Consider the following 17,670-nt stretch of genomic DNA (forward strand, 5'->3'; position numbering starts at 1 on the left):
ATGCATAGATTATTGAAAAGGCAAGTTCGGAAGTATTTATCTGCGGAGGATGAAAGTAAATTTAAGGACTTTCTGAAAGCTGTCGATGAGGCCTATGTGGATTATGATATGGATTTAAAACAGACTGAAAACATCTTGGAAAATTGTTCGATTGAACTTTTTACCTTAAATAATGACCTGCGTAAAGTTGTTGTCAATAAGACCAAGGAGGTTGAAGTTACGTCTTCCAAAATGGAATCAATAGTAAATAGTATTTCAGAGGTAATTTTTCAAACTAATTTTTCTGGAGAATGGTTGTACCTAAATTCGGCATGGAATAAAATTACTGGTTTTGTTATTGAGAAAAGTCTAAATAGTAATGTTTTTGAGTTCATACATCCAGATGATGCAGAAAATTGTATGGTAATTCTGAGGGATTTAATTGAAAGCAAAAGGAATTTTGTATTTATTGAACTTAGGCTAGTAACTATAAGTGGAAGTTATAAGTGGTGCGAAGCAACAATTCGAGTAACAAGAGATTCTGATGGGAAAAGAAATGGTTTTACCGGAACATTAAAAGATATTACGTCAAGGAAAAGACTCGAGGAAGAGAAGAAAAAAACAGAAGAAAAATTCAAATTGATATTTGAAAAATCTTCTGTTGCATACTTAATCATAAAAGAATCCCGATTTATAGAATGCAATCAGGCTTGTTTGGATTTATATGGTGTAAGAAAAAGGGAAGATTTTATTGGCAAATATGTAAAAGATTTTTCTCCTGAATACCAACCCGATGGAGAATTGTCTTTCGACAAAGCAAAAGAGCGCATTGAAGAATGTAAGATCAAAGGCTATTCAAAGTTCGATTGGATGCATGTAAGAGAGAATGGAACAGAATTCCCTGTTGAGGTTGCTTTAAATACAGTGCCTTTAATGGATGGAAATGTTTTGTTTGTAGTGTTAAACGACTTATCAGAAAGAAAAAGGGTAGAGCAAGAATTAATCATTGCAAAAGAAAAAGCAGAGGAAGCAACTTCGGTTAAAGCACAGTTTTTATCGACAATGTCACACGAAATTCGAACTCCGATGAATGCTGTTATTGGAGTCACTCATTTGTTGTCAGAGGATAATCCAAGAGAAGATCAAATTCAGAATATCAATATATTGAAATTGTCAGCAGATAATTTAATGACTTTAATCAATGATGTTTTAGACTTTAGTAAGATTGAAGCTGGTCGGGTTAATCTTGAATCGATCGATTTTAATTTTAGAAATTTAGTAAAGAATATCGTTTCTGGTTTTGAGATTAAATCAAGAGAAAAGGGACTGGATTTTATCGTAGACATTGATCCTAAAATACCGTCCTATTTAATTGGAGATCCAAATCGTATATCGCAAATTATTAATAACTTATGCGGCAACGCAGTTAAGTTTACAGATTCAGGAAATGTTCAGGTTTTGGTGAGTTATCAAGAGAAATGTGATGATAAGGTTAAATTGAAATTTGAAATAAAAGATACAGGGGTCGGAATTCCTGAGGATAAGCAAGATCAAATTTTTCAGTCTTTTTCTCAGGCTGATTCAAATACTACCAGACTATACGGAGGAACAGGTTTGGGTCTAACCATCTCAAAAAAGTTAATTGAGATTATGGGGGGCTTTATTAATGTGATAAGTGATCTTGAATTTGGAACTACTTTCTGTTTTGAGCTGAGTTTGATGATTAGCCATAAGTCAAAGCCAAAATTAGATTTATCCATTGATACTTACCGAAATACAGCTAAAATTAAGGGCTTGCATATTTTGTTAGTTGAAGATAATGAGATGAATATTTTAATTCTGAAGCAGTTTTTGAAAAAGTGGGGAATTACTTACGAAATTGCCATGAATGGTCAGGTAGCTTTAGGAAAAGTTCAGTCTGGTAATTTTGATATGGTGCTAATGGATTTGCAGATGCCAATATTGGATGGTTATCAAGCGACACAAAGTATTAGAAGTCTTGCTGACGATAAGTTTAGAGAGATCCCGATATTAGCCATTACTGCCTCGGCATTTAATGATATTCGTAAAAGAGTTTTGGAAGCAGGTATGAATGATTATATCACCAAACCGATAAATCCAGAAGAGCTGTTCCGTAAAATTGAAAAACACATGAACTAATTAGACGTTTTCAATTTCTATCCATTGATTCATTTTTAACAGAGGACAAAAATCGTCGATTGGAGTCGTATTTATGAAAGGATATTTTACCTGAGATAAATACAAGCCTTGTGGATAGGCTAAATTTAAAAATTGAGAAGGAATTTTATTTTGAATCATCTCCTCAAATTGGTCAATACTTTTTTTCCCTGTTCCAACTTCAATTAGTTCGTGCACAAGAATTCGAATCATTCCCCTTAAAAATCGATTGGCAGTTATCTGCAGTCGAAAATTAGCTTTTGCAGCATCCGTAAAGAATTGTATCGAGTAGATAGTACATAGAGTGTGGTTATGACTGTCTGGTGATTTACAAATGGATCTGAAATCGGTATATTTTAATAGTAGGGATGCTGCCTGCGCCATTTTTGTTACATCTGGTTTTATAGAGTACAGCGAGCTTATTTTATTTAAAAAAGGATTCTTTTTTGTGTGTATGAAATAATTGTATGTTCTTTCTTTTGCACTTGTCTGTGCGTGATGGCTGGGGTCAACTTCAAAAACATCGTAAACAGAAATGTCATATGGAAGAATCTTATTCAAAGGAAATAGTAAGTTATCGGTCCATACTTTATCGGTATTGATGTGAAAAAAGTACTGAGAGGAGTGCACGCCTGCATCCGTTCTGCCACAGCCAATACAAATCACTTTTTCCTTTAATAATTTAGATAAATTGTCTTCCAGAACTTCCTGTACACTGATAACATTATTTTGGCGTTGCCAACCTCTGTATTCGGTTCCTTTGTACCCGATATGAAAAAAGTACCTCACTTTTATTTGTTTTTATTTTGCGGTTTCTCTGTTTCGCAAAGGTATCAATTCATTGTATCAATTATACAAAGCATCAGTAATTCTGTTAACACCTTTCTAAATTAACAGCTATTTGCTAATAAATGTTACGAATAACTTATATTAGAGCTCATTTTTGGAGAAACGATAACAAGATTAGGTTATTTTGAGCATAAATTAAAACAACAAACCAATGAAGAAATTATTGATTGCCATTTTGGCGATTTTAACATTTAGTGTACATCAATCTAATGCCCAATCGGTATTCGATCAGGTGAACGATCCTTATTTCGGTGAAAGTTGTACCAGTATTATGGTAGGGAAAAAAGCGTCTACAGATGGATCTGTGATAACCAGTCATACTTGTGATGGCAGATACAGAACCTGGCTGGATATTGAAAAAGGGCAAAAATTTGAGAAGGATACTACTCTTGAAATTTACAAAGGCAGTTTGAAGACGGAAACGGCTTGGGACAGACGAAACATGAAAGTGGTTGGAGCAATACCTCAGGCAAAGGAAACATACGCCTACCTAAACACAGCTTATCCTTGTTTAAACGAAAAACAACTGGCGATTGGCGAATCAACCATTGTTGGGCCTAAAGAATTGGTGAACGATGAGGGAATGTTTTTAATTGAAGAATTGGAGCGTGTTGCTTTACAGCGTTGCACAACTGCTCGCGGTGCGATTGAATTAATTGGAAAGCTAATTAAGGAATATGGTTATGGCGATTGGGGAGAGTGCATTACAATTGCTGATAAAAAAGAAGTGTGGCAATTGGAAATTTTTGGTGAAGGACCCGATAAAATAGGAGGCGTTTGGGCGGCTCAACGTATTCCTGACGATCACATTGGAGTATCGGCAAATATCTCAAGAATTGGAGTGATTGAAAAAAATAACAAAGATTATTTTATGTATTCGGAGAATGTATTCTCTGTAGCGAAAGAGCTGGAACGTTGGGATGGCAATGAGGAATTTAAATTCTGGAAAGCTTATGGCAAAGTTGAAAAACCATTTAAAATTCGCGAGTTTTTTATCATGAATGCCTTGGCGCCATCTTTAAAATTAGATTTTGAGGCTGATGAGTTGCCATTCTCTGTAAAGCCGGATCAAAAAGTTTCTGTACGCGATGTGATTGCTTTGTATCGTGAAACTTATGAAGGTACAAAGTATGATATGACTCAAAATTTGAACGTAGTCAGGAAAAAATACAATAAGGAGAAAGAGGAGATTGGTGTTGATACCATCAAGGCCTTAAATGCAAATCCTTGGCCAAATGGTGACAATCGAAAGTTATATAATTACCTGAAAGACGAATCGGTTGAATATCAAAGAACTGTTGCCGTATCGTGGTGTTCGTATTCTCATATTATTCAGTTGAGAGATTGGTTGCCTGATGAAATTGGTGGCAGAGCTTGGTTTTCTTTCGACAATCCAGGTCAGAGTCCTCGTATTCCCATTTACTGCGGAACGACCGAATTACCAGAGAGTTTTCAGTATTGCGGACAGCAACGTTACCGTGAAGATGCTGCTATTTGGCAGTATCGCAAAGCGAACAAATTGGCAACATTGCAATGGCAATCAACCCGCGAAGGAATGATGGAAGAAGTGGCTTACTTTGAGGAGAAAGGTTTTACGGAATTGCCTAAGCTCGAAGTTCAAATTCAGAAGTTATTGAAAGAGGGTAAAACAAAAGAGGCAAAAGTATTACTGAACAAATATACCCGAGATTTTACTGGCGCAACCATGTTGCGTTGGAAAGAATTGGAGAATGAGTATTGGGGAAAATTCGGATTGGGATTCTAAAAAAGTCTGATTTTATTCAAACATATAAAAACCGGTTGAGCATCTGCTTCAACCGGTTTTTTTGTCGTGAAAAAAGTCAAAATTGGAATCCAAACCCATAATCCCGATACCAAGAACCAATTTCAACGCTTAAAATATAGAAATAGCATATTCTGTTGGAAGAGGGGAGAGATATGCAGGAGAGATTGATTTTCATCGTTGAACTATTTATTTGGGTATAATATTGAAAGCGAATGCAACTAAGTTGTTGCATTCGCTTTTTCTGTTTATTCAGTCTTCATATTTATCTTGTACCAGTTAATATTTCTGGTGAAATACATCGTGATTCCCAATATCAGCGCTAAGCCAATACTGCCCATTAACAGAGCATAATCGGCCAATTGAAGCGTTACGAACAGGAAGCCATATATTCCCAATATTGTGGCGGTTAAAACTCCCGTGAATTTCTTCGATTTAAACACACTTTTAGCATAAATTAATATCATCAGAGATGTTATTCCTGCTGAAATTAAATAGGCAATGTTAAAATTGGAATGCTCCGATATGGATATCAGTAATATGTAGAAAAGGCAAAGAGCCAGACCTACCAAAGTGTACTGAAACGGGTGGATTTTCCGACCATTCAAGATCTCGACTAAGAAGAAAACCAAGAAAATTAAGGCAATAGTCATAACCGCATATTTGGAGGAGCGCATGGACTTTTGATAATCGTCCAGAGGCATAATCAGATCAACTCCCAAGGCTGAATATTGCATTTCTTCGCGCATGTTTTTATCGACCCAGGTTTGAGGATAATTACGATTCAGTTGCAGAATTTTCCAATCGGCCGAAAACCCTTCATCAGTTACTTCTCTGTTGTCGGGAAGAAAATTGCCATTAAAACTGGGTGAAGACCAGGTGGAGGATAGGTTTACATTGGTGGTGCTGCCTATCGGTATAAAGGAAAGGTTTTGACTGCCTTGCAAATTCAGGTTGAATGAGAAATCAATATTTGTATTTATTTGTTCGCTCAAATCAGGCAAATCGATGCTAATGCCGGAGGTAATCATTTCACTTAGTTTAGATCCGGGTTGTACATCCAGCTTTTGTTTTCCCCAGTTCAGGGTAATTTGATCTTCTATTCCTCTAAGATCCGATATTCCAACAGTTAGGAAAGCTTCGTTGTATTTAATTTCTTTTAAATGATCCTCATCAATTTTAACTTTTAGATTGTATTGCCCCGAAAGTTGCATTGCGCTTCGGTACACGACAACTTCATAAATTCCCCTTTTTAATTTCTCGGGTTCTATTTTACCTGTTACTGTTAGTTGTTCGGGTAGCAGGTACAGGTATTTTGTTTTCGTGATGATCTTGCCATCTTCCACTTCATATTCATAGAGTAATGGTATTGTAAGAATCGGCCCGTTAATTTGCTGTTTTCCAGCCCATTTTTGACTGACTTCGTTTAATACTGATTGATTTAGCATTTCTCTTTCGCTGATGATCGATTTAATCATGCTTGCTGGGATCAACAACAATAGCATTAAAATGGTGATAGTACCTAATTTAAGTCCAACCGAATTTTTAATCCAGCTGTTTACTTTGTCAAATGGTGATTGGGTATCGTTCATTTTTATTTTGTTTTAAAAGTACTTTGAAATTCAAAGTAGAAGATGAAAAAAAATTATTTAAGCAATTGCTCTATGGCCTTTATGTGTTTGATAAAGGCCAATTTGCCTTCATCCGAAGCAGAATATTTAGTGTTGGGTTTTCGATCGAGGAACTCTTTTTGCACACGAATGTACTCGCTTTTTTCAAGCGACTTTAAATGGCTCGCCAAGTTACCGTCGGTAACGCCCAATAGGTTTTTAAGGGCGTTAAAATCGAGGTAGTCGTTAACCACCAAAGCCGACATGATTCCTAGTCGAATTCGGTTTTCAAAAGCTTTATTTAAATCTTTAAGTAGTTCCTTCACGACTTGTATTTTATCTCCATTATTATTCCATAAATGATATGAAGGAGACCGAATCCGATGCACCAGAAAATCAAACCATATCCTACGAAATAAGTTGCGGTCAAACCTAGTAAAATTTCAAGTATTCCCAAACTACGGATTTCGCTTATTGTGTATTTACTGGCATTTACCAATGCCAAACCGTAAAATAGTAAGGTTAGTGGTGCAATTAATCCGATGTATCCTTTTAATAAAAGGAGAAGGCAAAATACGCCACCACTTAGTAATGGTATTAATAAATTAATTAGAAGTGTTTTGCTTTGAGAATCCCACACTTTTTGTTTTAATTTTTTTGTCTTCAATCTGGTGAAAAATAGTCCAAAACTTACTGCGAGCAATAGGGTTACAAAAGCAATAGTCAGCAATTGGATTAGCTGACCAATATCTAAAAGTGTACGATCAAAATCCTGATACCCAGTTTGGGAATAAATTGTTATCCAGGCGAAATAAGCACCTATCAATGCAACTATACCTGCTGAGATACCAGATAAACCACTCAAAGAGATGAATTTAGATGATTTATTCATCATCTCTTTAATGTCTTTTAAGTCTTCGATGTATTTTTGCTGATTCATGGAAAGTACTTTGTAATTCAAAGTAAATATAATGGAAATATTCGAATAAACTTAATAAATGAAAAAAAATCAGAAAGTTTTGTCACAAAACAGTATTTTAATAGACTAACTATAAAATTAGTTTGTTGGATACATTTCAGAACATATACAAAGAGAATTATCAAACTGTTTATCGGGTAGCTCAAAAATTAATACGAGACGAAGATACAGTTGCCGACATTATTCAGGAGGTATTTATTTATCTGCATGAAAAAATGGAGGAAGGAAAGGTAATTCAATATCCTAAAAGCTGGTTGTATCGGGCGACTTACAATAAAAGTATCGATTATTTAAAGAATAAAAATAGATTTCAGACGATTGACACTTTTGAAGATTGTTTAGAAGACGAGAACGTTTTGGATGAGAGTGATTTGCACAAAGAAATTCAATGTGCTTTATCAAAATTAAAGGCTGAAGAGAAATTTTTGGTGATTTTATATAGTGAGGGCTTATCTTATAAAGAGTTGGCCGAAGTAACTGGAATTAAATTTTCATCAATAGGTAAAACACTCTCTCGGGCATTACAAAAAGTTCAATTGGAATTAAAAAACAAGCATTATGAATTGTATTAATGATGAATTCATTCAGAGATATATAGATGGAGAGCTTGATGTTGCAGAAAATTTAATCTTGCAAGATCATATCGAAAGCTGTGTGGCGTGTGAAGCGAAACTGATTCGTCAAGTGAAAATTGTAGCAGGGATTAAAGAGGCAATTGGGAATTTTGTTGATGAAAATATTGAGATTCCAGAATTTAAATTTACTCCTAAAAGAGGGTATAAAAAGAGTATTGTCAGAAAGATGTTTTACGATTTATCTGCAGCATCGGCAATTTTAATTTTTGTTGGAATTCAGATGTTTCAGGAGAAAGATGTACAGACAGAGTTGATGATCAGGTACCAATTTGAATCTGAATACGATGCAAATTTACCGATTACAGAACAAGAGATGAGTTTTGATTTTTTTGATGAAAATGGAAAGATAATTGAGTAATAAATTTTGTGACGTACCGGTACGCAAAATGTCTAATTAAATAATCCTATTATGAAGAAATTAGCAGTAATGATATTGCTTGCATTTATTGCATGCTCTGTATCGGCTCAAAGTTTAGTCGATATTTATAAGAATGGAAATGTAAAATTGATTCCAGATAAGGAATTTGCGAAAGGAAATGATTGGAACAAGGTTTTTGCATCGTACAAGGATAGTTTATACGGCAAAGCTGTTGGACTCAGGAAATCATTAAAGATAACGCCTGTCGGATCGATAGTTGTTAATAACGCATATCGAAATTTCTATACAAAGTTTTCAGCTGATGGTAAATTCGAGAAAGAATTTGGTATTACCGATAGCAATGGCAAGCGATTTAAGAAAAAGGAGGATATCGCTGGAATAATCAATAATAACTTTTTCTCGGGTCTTGATAATATGGGGAATATGATCTGTTTTGATATGGAAGGAAGGTATAGTAAAACCCTTAAGCTGGATTATATGACAAGACAGATGATACCGCTGCCAAATAATAAAATAGCGGTAGTGGGCTGGGTGATTTGGAAGGAGAAATTTAGAGATTTTGTTGCAATAGTTGATTATGAGACGAATGAAGAAAAAGTAATTTGGGAACATTTTACGGATCGTTGTGCAGGCACTCAGCATTGCAACATGTTTAATTATTCTTTTGAATATGGAAAGCAGGGAAGTTATGGGATTACAACTATGCCTTTTAGTAAATCAACTGGTGTTGAATCTCCTGTGATTGCCAGTGTTGGTGCAAAATTAATTATTGCAATTCCCAAGACCGGAGAGATTTTACAGTTCGATTTAGATGGGAATCTGCAGTCGAAGGATAAAATAGAATGGGCTTCCAACACTATTTCTGTAGAAGAACAAAAAGAAATACAAAAGAAGGCCATTGAAAAATTTAAAGCTTTAAAACCAAAGTTTGCCATTGGTGATTATGCCGAAAAGAATACAAAAGGATTCGAGAAAGCTTTACTGGAAATGGAAACTGACCTTAAACAAATTACAAAGCCAATTCCTACTCCTGTTTTTTCAACAGTGATTAAAGACTCAGATAACAATCTCTTGTTTTTTGAGTTTCCTAAAGAAAAAGGAGCCAATAAATTTAATGTGTGGATTTATAAGAGTAATGGCTCTTTTGTAGGCTCAAGTAGTTTTGAATGCGATGATTACAACTTACAGATAAATCCATCAAAAATGGTTTTTTACAAGGGGTATATTTATGCACTTCAAGAACTGAAAGAGGCTTCAGATATTCCTCTTCGTTTGGTGAGGTTTAGGGTAACGAATTAATTCGGATACAAACTAATTTATTGTAATGAGGGGATTCTAATTTTTTTGGAATCCCCTCTTGTTATTAATCAGTTTTCCAATTTAATCTGTTCTGTTTTTTAATGTTGTGATGTTCTTTTGTGTTTTTGTAATGTGTTAAAGGGAAGTACGCACAAAAACCTATTCTTATAATACGTTCATAAGCTGTTTTTTCCAATTGGTATAAGCTTGAACTTTGTTCCATATCAATTTGAACAGAGAAGCTTATGGAAATACATCAAATTACAATACAGGCAGGCATCGACAAGTTAGGCAATACGGAACGTTTGCCCGATTTGCGAATCAACAAAGGTGAGATATATGGAATTGTTGGCCCTACCGGCAGCGGGAAAAGTCAGTTGATTGCAGATATTGAGCAGTTGGCACAAGGAGATACGGCAAGTAAGCGCAGAATTTTAATTAATGGAGCAATCCCTTCCCATGAACTTCGGAGTGATCCCAGAAAAAAAATGGTGGCTCAATTATCGCAGAACATGAATTTTTTCGCTGATATGCCCGTTGCCGATTTTTTGAAACTTCACGCCAAGTGCCGAGGGAAAAGCAAGGTTGATATTAAGCAGGTAATTTCGATTGCGAATACTCTTACTGGAGAGCCCATAAATGCAAGCGATAATCTAACAATTTTAAGCGGAGGACAAACCAGGGCTCTAATGGTGGCAGATGTTGCCATTATTAGCGAATCACCAATTGTTTTAATCGATGAAATTGAAAATGCAGGGATTAAAAAGCACGAGGCTTTGCAATTGTTATCGGGAGAGGGGAAAATAATTCTTGTGGTCACCCACGATCCGGTATTGGCCTTAAGTGCACAAAAGAGGATTATTATGAGGAATGGTGGCATGCGCGATATTATTGAAAGCACTTACCGTGAGAAACAAATATCATTGCAGTTAAATGATATTGATCGGTGTATTTTGGCTTTACGGGAGGATGTGCGGGCAGGCAGGAAAATAGAAGAAGTCAATTTTGAGGCATTGCGTCATGAATTGAGTTTTTTGTAATGCCTGCAATTGATGAGTGTTGAAAATGTGAAAATAACAGATCAATGAAACGGCTATGCAAAATCATTTGCAGACGGTTTCCGGATGTCTTTATCAAGAAAATTAGAATCATATGAAATTTATTATTGTTGCCGGAACTCCTGGTGCCGGGAAAACCGCGGTACTTATTCATACTCTGAAAATATTATTGCAGCAGAATGTAAAGCCATCGGTGGTAAAGATCGACTGTTTGTATTCTGATGATCCCAAGCGCTTTGCAAAATTGGGTGTTCCGGTTCAGTTGGGCTTATCGATGGACATGTGTCCCGATCATTTCTCAATTTATAATACCGATGCAATTTTGGAGTTTGCCAGAGCGCAAAATTCCGAGTTTTTGATTATGGAGACGGCTGGTTTGTGCCATCGATGTGCGCCTTATACCACTAATAGTTTGGGCGTTTGTGTGATTGATGCTACCAGCGGACCCAATAATCCTATGAAAGTGGGTCCTTTTTTGAGTTGTGCTGATATCGTAGTAATCACAAAAGGCGATATGATATCGCAAGCTGAGCGGGAGATATTTCGGGAATGTATTTTGGAAACCAATCAGAATTGTTCAATTATAGAGGCGAACGGATTAAGCGGACAAGGAGCTTCGGAACTGGCCTTGCAAATTAGAAGTACTAAAAAGCGAGTGTCTGAAAATGAAAGTTTGCGGCACAATGCGCCTTTTGCAGTATGCACGCTTTGTGCGGGCGAAAAAAGAGTTGGTGCTGAACATCATCGTGGTTTGTTGCGAAAAATGAATGGCATGCAGGAGTATGTTGGTGAATAAATTATTGCCGTTTTAAGAATAGAAATATGGAAAAAAAGATGATAGAGTTTCTTCCTGGGTTCAATTGCGGACGTTGTGGCTTTGGTTCATGTGCTGAGTTTGCCGAAGTGATTCAAACAAAATCGGAAAGTATAGATTTATGTCCCTTTTTAACACAGGAACGATTTACCTCTAATAAAATAGAAATTGAAAGATTAGCAACGAGCCGGCTGAATGGGTGTCAGAAAAAAATAGTAGGAGTAATTGATTCTTACGAAGCTGATATTATTTTGGATCCTCTGAAAGGAGAAATTTCATGCAGAGAAGTGCTGATGCCGATGGCTTTAGTTGAATTACGGATAGGCGAAGTGATTGAGTACCGACCCTTGGGGTGTCCGATTGTGCATTACGGGAAAGTGATTAAGATTGATCATTTGTTGGTTACAGTCCATTTAATTGGGCCGTGCCGAAGGAGAGAAAGCGAGACTAAGTTTACCCCAGTGGGTTGCTGCATGGTAATTGCTTTTGAAGGCCGCTATCATGGGAGAAATATCAAAGTAGGTGAAACGGTGAGGTTTCTGCCGAAACATTGCATGATGCAAAAGGTTCATTCTGGTGTAGTTGTTAAGATTGAAGATGAGAATATCCTGATTGAAGGAATTGACCTAAAAGTATGGCAGCCTCCTGTTGTGCATGCCATTAAATAAATTTTTAAGCGCTCTTCGTATTTTTTTAATTGCTTAGAGCGCTTTTGAATTTAATGCCTATAAATATATCGAGGTTTTATTAAGCGAAGCCTTTGCTGTAGATCTATTGCTTATAAGTCAACGAGTCCCATAATATCCAATAAATAAGTAAACAATAGCGACAAAGAAAAAGCAACAAGGGGAGCGATGATCCACATCACAAAAAAACGATCGACTTCGGTTTTTCGAAATATGTTGCGGAATCCTAGTTTGGCCACACCAATTCCAATAATAGCACCCACATTAAGCTGTACCAGCGAAGTGGGAATTCCTTTTACTAAGGATGCGCTAAGCAACAAGCTCGCCGAGATAAAAGCAATGATTACCGCTTCGATTCTTCCAAACAGCACGATTTCTTTCCCTGTGTTTTGTAAAATTTTATCTCCAAAAATCGAGCTGCCAATGGAGAAACTTGGTGCAACGATTAGTGTAGCCAATATCAGAACATGCAAGTAGTGATTTGGGCTTACCATTAGCTCGTTACAGGCCATTGATGATAAAGGGCCGGTGGCATTTGCAACATTATTGGTTCCTATGGAAAAAGCAACGTATAAGGACATGATTACGATTAAACCTTTTAGCAGATAACTGTCGTTCACTTTTTTGGAGATCGTGTAGCCACGTTTCCGTATGGGTTTGTAAATGTATTTGCCAATGAAAAATGCCAGTGCAAAAGACACAATCGGCATAATGAACCAGGTTGGGAGTATTTCAAATAACAATTTATCGGTATTTAGTGAATTGAAATAGATTGCCGGTGCAGTTACGGCCATTACTGTCGACTGACTGGTTGATTGAGGGATGCCAAAGAGATTGGAGATTAGTAGGGAAATAGCCACGGCTAGCAGTATGGCGGAGACAATCGTAAAGTTCATTAATTCCGGATCCAAAAGACCTTTCCCTATGGTTTTGGCTGTTTCTTCACCACCAACAATAGCCCCTATGAAAACCATCAGTCCAAATAAGCCAGGAATTAGACTCTTTTTAATCACATTAGAACCGTAGGCGGCCGAAAAGGCTGGCCCGGTGCCACTTCCCCCCATATTTATGGATAAAAAAATAGCGATTACAAAAGGAATTAAAAAAGGGATCAGCATAGCAGATTGTTTTGATTCGTTAGCATCAAAAGTATTTCATCTGCAAGCTATCTCTCAGCGTATAAAAACGTAATTGTGTGATAGGTGTTTGTACGTAGAGTGCTCTAGGTAAAAGGTATATCTTTAGTTTTTTTTAGATTTTGGCTTACTTCCCTTACTTTTTATAGAGTACTATTCTTTGGAAGGCAGTCAAACTGAATCGAGAAGACAGCATTTTTTTTAAAATGCTTCAAAAAAGGAAAGGTTTTTATTGTATTTATTTTGGACTGAAGCCATAGCGAAATCAGCTTGTAAAGCAACACGATTGCTTTATTTACAATCTGAAATTATTGCGAACAGACTGTCTGAATCACAGAGAGAATTCATTTGTTACACCTCAAAAATGTGATTTTTAATGGCATAAATTACCAAGCCTGCGGTGTTTTTCGATTGGGTTTTTAGCAGTATGTTTTCGCGGTGTTTGTCAACCGTTCGTTTGCTGATAAAGAGTATTTCGGCTATTTCCTGATTCGATAGTCCCTTGCAAATGTTGTATAGAATCTCGATTTCCCGATGAGTAAGATCTGATTTTGAGAGGTGATTTTTTTTGTGGTTTAAATTGGCAATGATACTCTCTAATATTTCGGGTGAGAAGTAGTTTTTTCCCTCCATAACGGCTTTAATTGCTTGCTGAACATCTTCGAAACTAGAGTTTTTAAGCAAAAAACCTTTGGCTCCTGCATCAATCATTTCCGAATAATAATTTTCGTTGGCATGCATCGAGAGCGCAATTATTTTTGTGTCGGGATATTTTTTAATGACCTCTTTACTTGCCTCTATTCCATTCATTACAGGCATTTCAATATCCATAAGAATTAGGTCGGCCTGCCAGTTCAACAGCAAATCCAATAATTCCTGTCCGTTGCTGGCTTCCTTTATTTCAGGTTTGCTATTTTGATTGTTGAGTAGAAAGAATAAACCTTCCCGAAACAAATCGTGATCGTCAACCAGTGCCAATTTTAAAGATTCATTCATGATATTGGTATTTCAACTTTAAGGTAAAAGCCTTCATTTTTGCGGGTGTTTATTTCAATGCTTCCGTCCAAAGATTTTACCCGTGTGTGGATGTTCGACAAGCCCATTCCTTTTACCGATTTCATGTTTGGTGAAAAGCCGATTCCATTATCACTATACATCAATTCTAATTTGTGATGATAGGTAAGGAGTGAAAGGTCGATTTTAGAGGCTGAAGCATGTTTTAGCGTGTTGTTGAATAATTCTCCGATGATCCGATATAGAATCAACTCTAGATTGTAGTCGAAACGTTTTTCGGACAATTGAATATTCAATTGAATCTGGTATTGATTTGTTAGCTGAATTCCCCCGATAAATGTTTTAATGGCTTTTTCTAAACCGTATCGCTCCAAAATATGCGGACTTAATTGGTTGGATATCTCCTTAAGGGTGATGATGGCTTCGTTAATGGCCTGATCTGTTTTTTGAATGATTTGCAGGTTATTCGCATTTTCAACAGACTTATTTAGAGCGGAGTTTGTCATTTTAATGGTAGAGAGGATAGGCCCCAATCCGTCGTGCAATTCCTTGGCAAAGCGATGGCGTTCCTGTTCTTCGGTCTTGATTACTGCACTCAGCACTTTGGCTTCATTTTCTTTTCTCTCTTTATCGACCTTATCCTGCAGCTGAAAAATACGGCGAATGTAAAAGGCACCAAAAAACATGAGCAATGAAATTACCACAGCCATCCAGCTGGTGATGACGGTTTCCGCTTTGCTTTGGTCTGCATTAAATACGCTAAAAAGTTCGGTAAATCGGCGCAAAGCCATTAGTAAGAAACCGATGGAAACCATGATCCATGAGCTGTTGAAGCGTGTTTTTGGAATCAGGCTAATGGTAATAAAAAAAGCTCCGAATTGTAATAAAACGGATACTATTAGTGCAATTTGTAAAAGCATGAAACAAGAGTAAGAATTCTATCTTTTAAAAAGCTACGTTTAAAGCCGTATTTTTTGAAACCTCACACTATAAGCCAGTATCAGTTCAAGCTATAATGTGAAGTTCTTTATTCTGGGAAGGTAATGGAGGCAACTATTTTTCCTGGATATTGTCTTTTTTAATAATTCGTTTGTATCCGGAGTATGGGTTGAGTTGCATGATCTTAAATTTGATCAGTTTTGCTTTTACCAAAGGGAGTTCATCTAAAATCTCTTTGGCATGTTCCAAACTCTTGCATTCCATTATTAGTACAGCATTGTTGTCTTCAGTAAAATAAATTTCACGTAAGTATTCTGATATGTATAATCCGTGAACATGGCGAGCTTCTTGCTCTAAAATGTCACTTTTGTTACTCCAGTCGACATCTTTAAATTCCTTTTCGATTGCTATTATTTTCATAACTACAGTTTTAGGTGATTGTTTTGAGCCTAAGATCTATTAATATAACTGCTATTCTTTGTATTATTTAATCATTAATATAAAAGGTAAACTGATACACTAATGTATTAAAATATATTTCAATGCAAATAAAAATTTGCGCCTTTTCATTTGATTTTAAAACAACTCATTCAATTCATCATAGAAGTATTCTTTTGTGACCTCGGGACGGTTACCAAGGGCCAGTTTTCCCCGTAAAGGACGAACGGTGTAAGCAATTAATTCTTCGCTTGATGCTTGAACCAAGCTCTGTATTTGTTCCTGATCACTTTTATTTCTGATGGGCTGCAACCATTCATCCGCATTGTTATCGGTAAGAAGTAGGGGCATTCTGGCTTCGGCAAGTTGTGGATTGTTATGAATCCCGGTAAGTAGAGGATTTGCCTTGCAGGTAACAATGCTAAAAGTGCGTTCCCATACACCGGTTTCCCTGTCAAGCCATTCAGCCCAAAGCCCGGCCATTGTCATGGCATCGCCATTTTGTTTGCGGATAAAATAAGGAAATGTTTTTTTCCCTCGGTGTTGATGTTCAAAGAAACCATCCACTGTAATCAAACAACGCCTGTGTTTTGCAGAATCCCGGAAGGATGGTTTTTCAAAAATGCTTTCGCCACGGGCATTGATTGTATTCAGGCGTAATTGATTGGCTTGTTGCCGATCTTTTGTCCATTAGGGAATTAATCCCCAGGAAGCGGGAGAGGGCAAAGCAGGCGTTTCGTTGGTGTAAATGAGTATGCTTGGGTGTGCAAAACCCGAAACATGATGCCATTGCGTGATGTATGGTTTCAAGTTGGATTCCAATTCACGAATCACGTCTTTTTGATTCAGTCGGCGTGCGCGTTTTAGCTGAGCTTCCAGTTTTGCCTGTATGTCGTAACACATGTGAAAATGATGCATTTGTTTGCAAATAAAGATAGGGAAAATGAATGTGTAGAATCGTGTAAACACACATTCTTGTTTAAAAAAACTATCTTGGGTTTCGGTACTAAAAAACAAAAAAGCAATTGGAAAAGATAGAGAAATACCACCTGCACAAGAATGACTATTCAAAGTTGCATTTTGAGATAAACGATGCAGGAAGTTATTTTGAGCGGAACCACGAAAGAGCTTCACATCCGCACAGGCATAGCTTTTATCAGTTAATTTGGTTTAAAGAAGAAGGTCGTCATTATGTGGATTATGAAGTGATTCATCATTCGGCAAACTCTCTTTTCTTCATCAATAAAAATCAAATTCATTATTTTTGCCCCGGTTCGGCAAATGAAGGCTACCTGTTTCATTTCAACGACTTTTTTATTGATCGTTATAACCCCGCTTTGTTGGATCGTTTTCACATTTCCATTTTTAATGAAATTGGTGATGCTTACGTGCAATTTGGCCATAGCGAAGTGGAAAAGCTAAAAGCGATAACTTCCTTTATTGAAGAGGAAATGAAAACTCAGGATTATTTTTACAAAGAACAGATTTTCACTCTTTTTCAAAGCATTCTTTTTGATGTAGAGCGAGCAAGAAAAAAGCAAGGAGTACAAAGCTTTGATACCGACAAGGCTTATACTTTGGCCGTGCGCTTTAGTAATATGGTGGGTGCGAAAATTAAAGAGTTTTGGAGCATTGAGCGTTATGCCGAAGTTTTATTGACTACGCCTAAAAAACTAAGTGCATCCTGCAAAAAATACCTAATGGATACTCCTGCGGGCATTATCAGACAAAAGAAAATATTGGAAGCGAAAAGAATGCTTGCCAATCAGAAAGTGGCCATTAAGGAAATTGCCTATTTTCTGGGCTTCGAGGATCCTACTTATTTCACCAAATATTTTAAGAAGGCAACAGGTTTAACTCCAAAAGATTTTCAGCACACCATTGTGCTTTAATT

18 protein-coding genes and 1 pseudogene are annotated in these 17,670 nt (G+C 36.6%); 9 read left to right on the forward strand and 10 right to left on the reverse strand.

Features of this window, described 5'->3' with window-relative positions; all coding sequences use genetic code 11:
- Entirely contained in the window at positions 1–2,139 is a 2,139-nt protein-coding gene (locus ALGA_RS17065) for a PAS domain-containing hybrid sensor histidine kinase/response regulator (RefSeq protein ID WP_096431223.1), read from the forward strand.
- On the opposite strand, the gene truA is transcribed toward ALGA_RS17065, so the two are convergent.
- Positions 2,140–2,946: a tRNA pseudouridine(38-40) synthase TruA gene (truA, locus tag ALGA_RS17070; protein WP_162845472.1), complete on the reverse strand. Its 807-nt coding sequence runs from the start codon at positions 2,944–2,946 to the stop codon at positions 2,140–2,142.
- A 211-nt stretch (positions 2,947–3,157) separates the two neighbouring features.
- Here truA and ALGA_RS17075 point away from each other — a divergent pair, with 211 nt between their 5' ends.
- Positions 3,158–4,771, forward strand: a complete 1,614-nt coding sequence (locus ALGA_RS17075; protein ID WP_096431227.1) for a dipeptidase — start codon at positions 3,158–3,160, stop codon at positions 4,769–4,771.
- A 266-nt stretch (positions 4,772–5,037) separates the two neighbouring features.
- Here the strand turns inward: ALGA_RS17075 and creD are convergent, their stop codons facing one another.
- The 3 genes from creD to ALGA_RS17090 are packed head-to-tail and all read right to left on the reverse strand — an operon-like array spanning position 5,038 to position 7,339.
- Positions 5,038–6,381, reverse strand: coding sequence for a cell envelope integrity protein CreD (creD, locus tag ALGA_RS17080; RefSeq protein WP_096431229.1), 1,344 nt, complete (start codon positions 6,379–6,381; stop codon positions 5,038–5,040).
- Positions 6,382–6,434: 53 nt separating this feature from the next.
- A complete protein-coding gene (locus tag ALGA_RS17085) occupies positions 6,435–6,725 on the reverse strand; it encodes a winged helix-turn-helix domain-containing protein (protein ID WP_096431231.1) in 291 nt (96 codons plus the stop codon).
- The gene (locus ALGA_RS17090) at positions 6,722–7,339 is read right to left on the reverse strand and encodes a hypothetical protein (RefSeq protein ID WP_096431233.1); all 618 of its coding nucleotides are present in this window, start codon (positions 7,337–7,339) and stop codon (positions 6,722–6,724) included. Before ALGA_RS17090 ends, ALGA_RS17085 begins: the two co-directional genes overlap by 4 nt.
- A gap of 125 nt (positions 7,340–7,464) precedes the next feature.
- Between ALGA_RS17090 and ALGA_RS17095 the strand changes: the two genes are divergently transcribed.
- From ALGA_RS17095 to ALGA_RS17120, 6 genes are all read left to right on the forward strand, one after another.
- On the forward strand, positions 7,465–7,950 hold the full coding sequence (locus ALGA_RS17095) for an RNA polymerase sigma factor (RefSeq protein ID WP_162845473.1): 486 nt from the start codon (positions 7,465–7,467) through the stop codon (positions 7,948–7,950).
- Entirely contained in the window at positions 7,937–8,371 is a 435-nt protein-coding gene (locus tag ALGA_RS17100) for an anti-sigma factor family protein (RefSeq protein WP_096431237.1), read from the forward strand. Before ALGA_RS17095 ends, ALGA_RS17100 begins: the two co-directional genes overlap by 14 nt.
- A 51-nt stretch (positions 8,372–8,422) precedes the next feature.
- The gene (locus ALGA_RS17105) at positions 8,423–9,691 is read left to right on the forward strand and encodes a hypothetical protein (RefSeq protein WP_096431239.1); all 1,269 of its coding nucleotides are present in this window, start codon (positions 8,423–8,425) and stop codon (positions 9,689–9,691) included.
- A gap of 245 nt (positions 9,692–9,936) precedes the next feature.
- Positions 9,937–10,731, forward strand: a complete 795-nt coding sequence (locus tag ALGA_RS17110) for an ATP-binding cassette domain-containing protein (RefSeq protein ID WP_096431241.1) — start codon at positions 9,937–9,939, stop codon at positions 10,729–10,731.
- A 112-nt stretch (positions 10,732–10,843) separates the two neighbouring features.
- The gene (locus tag ALGA_RS17115; protein WP_096431243.1) at positions 10,844–11,545 is read left to right on the forward strand and encodes a GTP-binding protein; all 702 of its coding nucleotides are present in this window, start codon (positions 10,844–10,846) and stop codon (positions 11,543–11,545) included.
- A 26-nt stretch (positions 11,546–11,571) separates the two neighbouring features.
- A complete protein-coding gene (locus ALGA_RS17120; RefSeq protein ID WP_096431245.1) occupies positions 11,572–12,231 on the forward strand; it encodes a (Fe-S)-binding protein in 660 nt (219 codons plus the stop codon).
- A gap of 110 nt (positions 12,232–12,341) precedes the next feature.
- Here the strand turns inward: ALGA_RS17120 and ALGA_RS17125 are convergent, their stop codons facing one another.
- The 6 genes and pseudogenes from ALGA_RS17125 to ALGA_RS23255 all read right to left on the reverse strand — a co-directional run bounded on the left by ALGA_RS17125 (position 12,342) and on the right by ALGA_RS23255 (position 16,694).
- Entirely contained in the window at positions 12,342–13,367 is a 1,026-nt protein-coding gene (locus ALGA_RS17125; protein WP_096431247.1) for an inorganic phosphate transporter, read from the reverse strand.
- Between the two features lie 369 nt (positions 13,368–13,736).
- A complete protein-coding gene (locus ALGA_RS17130; protein WP_096431249.1) occupies positions 13,737–14,381 on the reverse strand; it encodes a response regulator transcription factor in 645 nt (214 codons plus the stop codon).
- Positions 14,378–15,319 carry a sensor histidine kinase gene (locus ALGA_RS17135; RefSeq protein WP_096431251.1) on the reverse strand — a complete coding sequence of 314 codons (942 nt, stop codon included), beginning with the start codon at positions 15,317–15,319 and terminating at the stop codon, positions 14,378–14,380. The genes ALGA_RS17130 and ALGA_RS17135 overlap by 4 nt, the downstream gene beginning before the upstream one ends.
- 133 nt (positions 15,320–15,452) lie before the next feature.
- Positions 15,453–15,758: a hypothetical protein gene (locus tag ALGA_RS17140; protein ID WP_096431252.1), complete on the reverse strand. Its 306-nt coding sequence runs from the start codon at positions 15,756–15,758 to the stop codon at positions 15,453–15,455.
- Between the two features lie 156 nt (positions 15,759–15,914).
- Positions 15,915–16,454, reverse strand: a pseudogene (locus tag ALGA_RS17145) (SOS response-associated peptidase); the annotation flags it as partial.
- A gap of 12 nt (positions 16,455–16,466) precedes the next feature.
- A complete protein-coding gene (locus ALGA_RS23255; RefSeq protein WP_197705603.1) occupies positions 16,467–16,694 on the reverse strand; it encodes a hypothetical protein in 228 nt (75 codons plus the stop codon).
- A gap of 107 nt (positions 16,695–16,801) precedes the next feature.
- Between ALGA_RS23255 and ALGA_RS17150 the strand changes: the two genes are divergently transcribed.
- A complete protein-coding gene (locus ALGA_RS17150) occupies positions 16,802–17,668 on the forward strand; it encodes a helix-turn-helix transcriptional regulator (RefSeq protein WP_096431254.1) in 867 nt (288 codons plus the stop codon).
- Positions 17,669–17,670: the final 2 nt, after the last annotated feature.

The organism is Labilibaculum antarcticum (assembly GCF_002356295.1).
GTDB classification, from domain to species: domain Bacteria; phylum Bacteroidota; class Bacteroidia; order Bacteroidales; family Marinifilaceae; genus Labilibaculum; species Labilibaculum antarcticum.

What these genes read in the sequence shown, in the direction of transcription:
- ALGA_RS17130 (WP_096431249.1), bottom strand. Translation starts at nt 14,381, where the DNA reads ATGAATGAATCTTTAAAATTGGCACTGGTTGACGATCACGATTTGTTT.
- ALGA_RS17135 (WP_096431251.1), bottom strand. Translation starts at nt 15,319, where the DNA reads ATGCTTTTACAAATTGCACTAATAGTATCCGTTTTATTACAATTCGGA.
- ALGA_RS17115 (WP_096431243.1), top strand. Translation starts at nt 10,844, where the DNA reads ATGAAATTTATTATTGTTGCCGGAACTCCTGGTGCCGGGAAAACCGCG.
- ALGA_RS17120 (WP_096431245.1), top strand. Translation starts at nt 11,572, where the DNA reads ATGGAAAAAAAGATGATAGAGTTTCTTCCTGGGTTCAATTGCGGACGT.
- ALGA_RS17110 (WP_096431241.1), top strand. Translation starts at nt 9,937, where the DNA reads ATGGAAATACATCAAATTACAATACAGGCAGGCATCGACAAGTTAGGC.
- ALGA_RS17125 (WP_096431247.1), bottom strand. Translation starts at nt 13,367, where the DNA reads ATGCTGATCCCTTTTTTAATTCCTTTTGTAATCGCTATTTTTTTATCC.
- ALGA_RS17090 (WP_096431233.1), bottom strand. Translation starts at nt 7,339, where the DNA reads ATGAATCAGCAAAAATACATCGAAGACTTAAAAGACATTAAAGAGATG.
- ALGA_RS17065 (WP_096431223.1), top strand. Translation starts at nt 1, where the DNA reads ATGCATAGATTATTGAAAAGGCAAGTTCGGAAGTATTTATCTGCGGAG.
- ALGA_RS17075 (WP_096431227.1), top strand. Translation starts at nt 3,158, where the DNA reads ATGAAGAAATTATTGATTGCCATTTTGGCGATTTTAACATTTAGTGTA.
- ALGA_RS17105 (WP_096431239.1), top strand. Translation starts at nt 8,423, where the DNA reads ATGAAGAAATTAGCAGTAATGATATTGCTTGCATTTATTGCATGCTCT.
- ALGA_RS17100 (WP_096431237.1), top strand. Translation starts at nt 7,937, where the DNA reads ATGAATTGTATTAATGATGAATTCATTCAGAGATATATAGATGGAGAG.
- ALGA_RS23255 (WP_197705603.1), bottom strand. Translation starts at nt 16,694, where the DNA reads ATGCATCATTTTCACATGTGTTACGACATACAGGCAAAACTGGAAGCT.
- ALGA_RS17140 (WP_096431252.1), bottom strand. Translation starts at nt 15,758, where the DNA reads ATGAAAATAATAGCAATCGAAAAGGAATTTAAAGATGTCGACTGGAGT.
- creD (WP_096431229.1), bottom strand. Translation starts at nt 6,381, where the DNA reads ATGAACGATACCCAATCACCATTTGACAAAGTAAACAGCTGGATTAAA.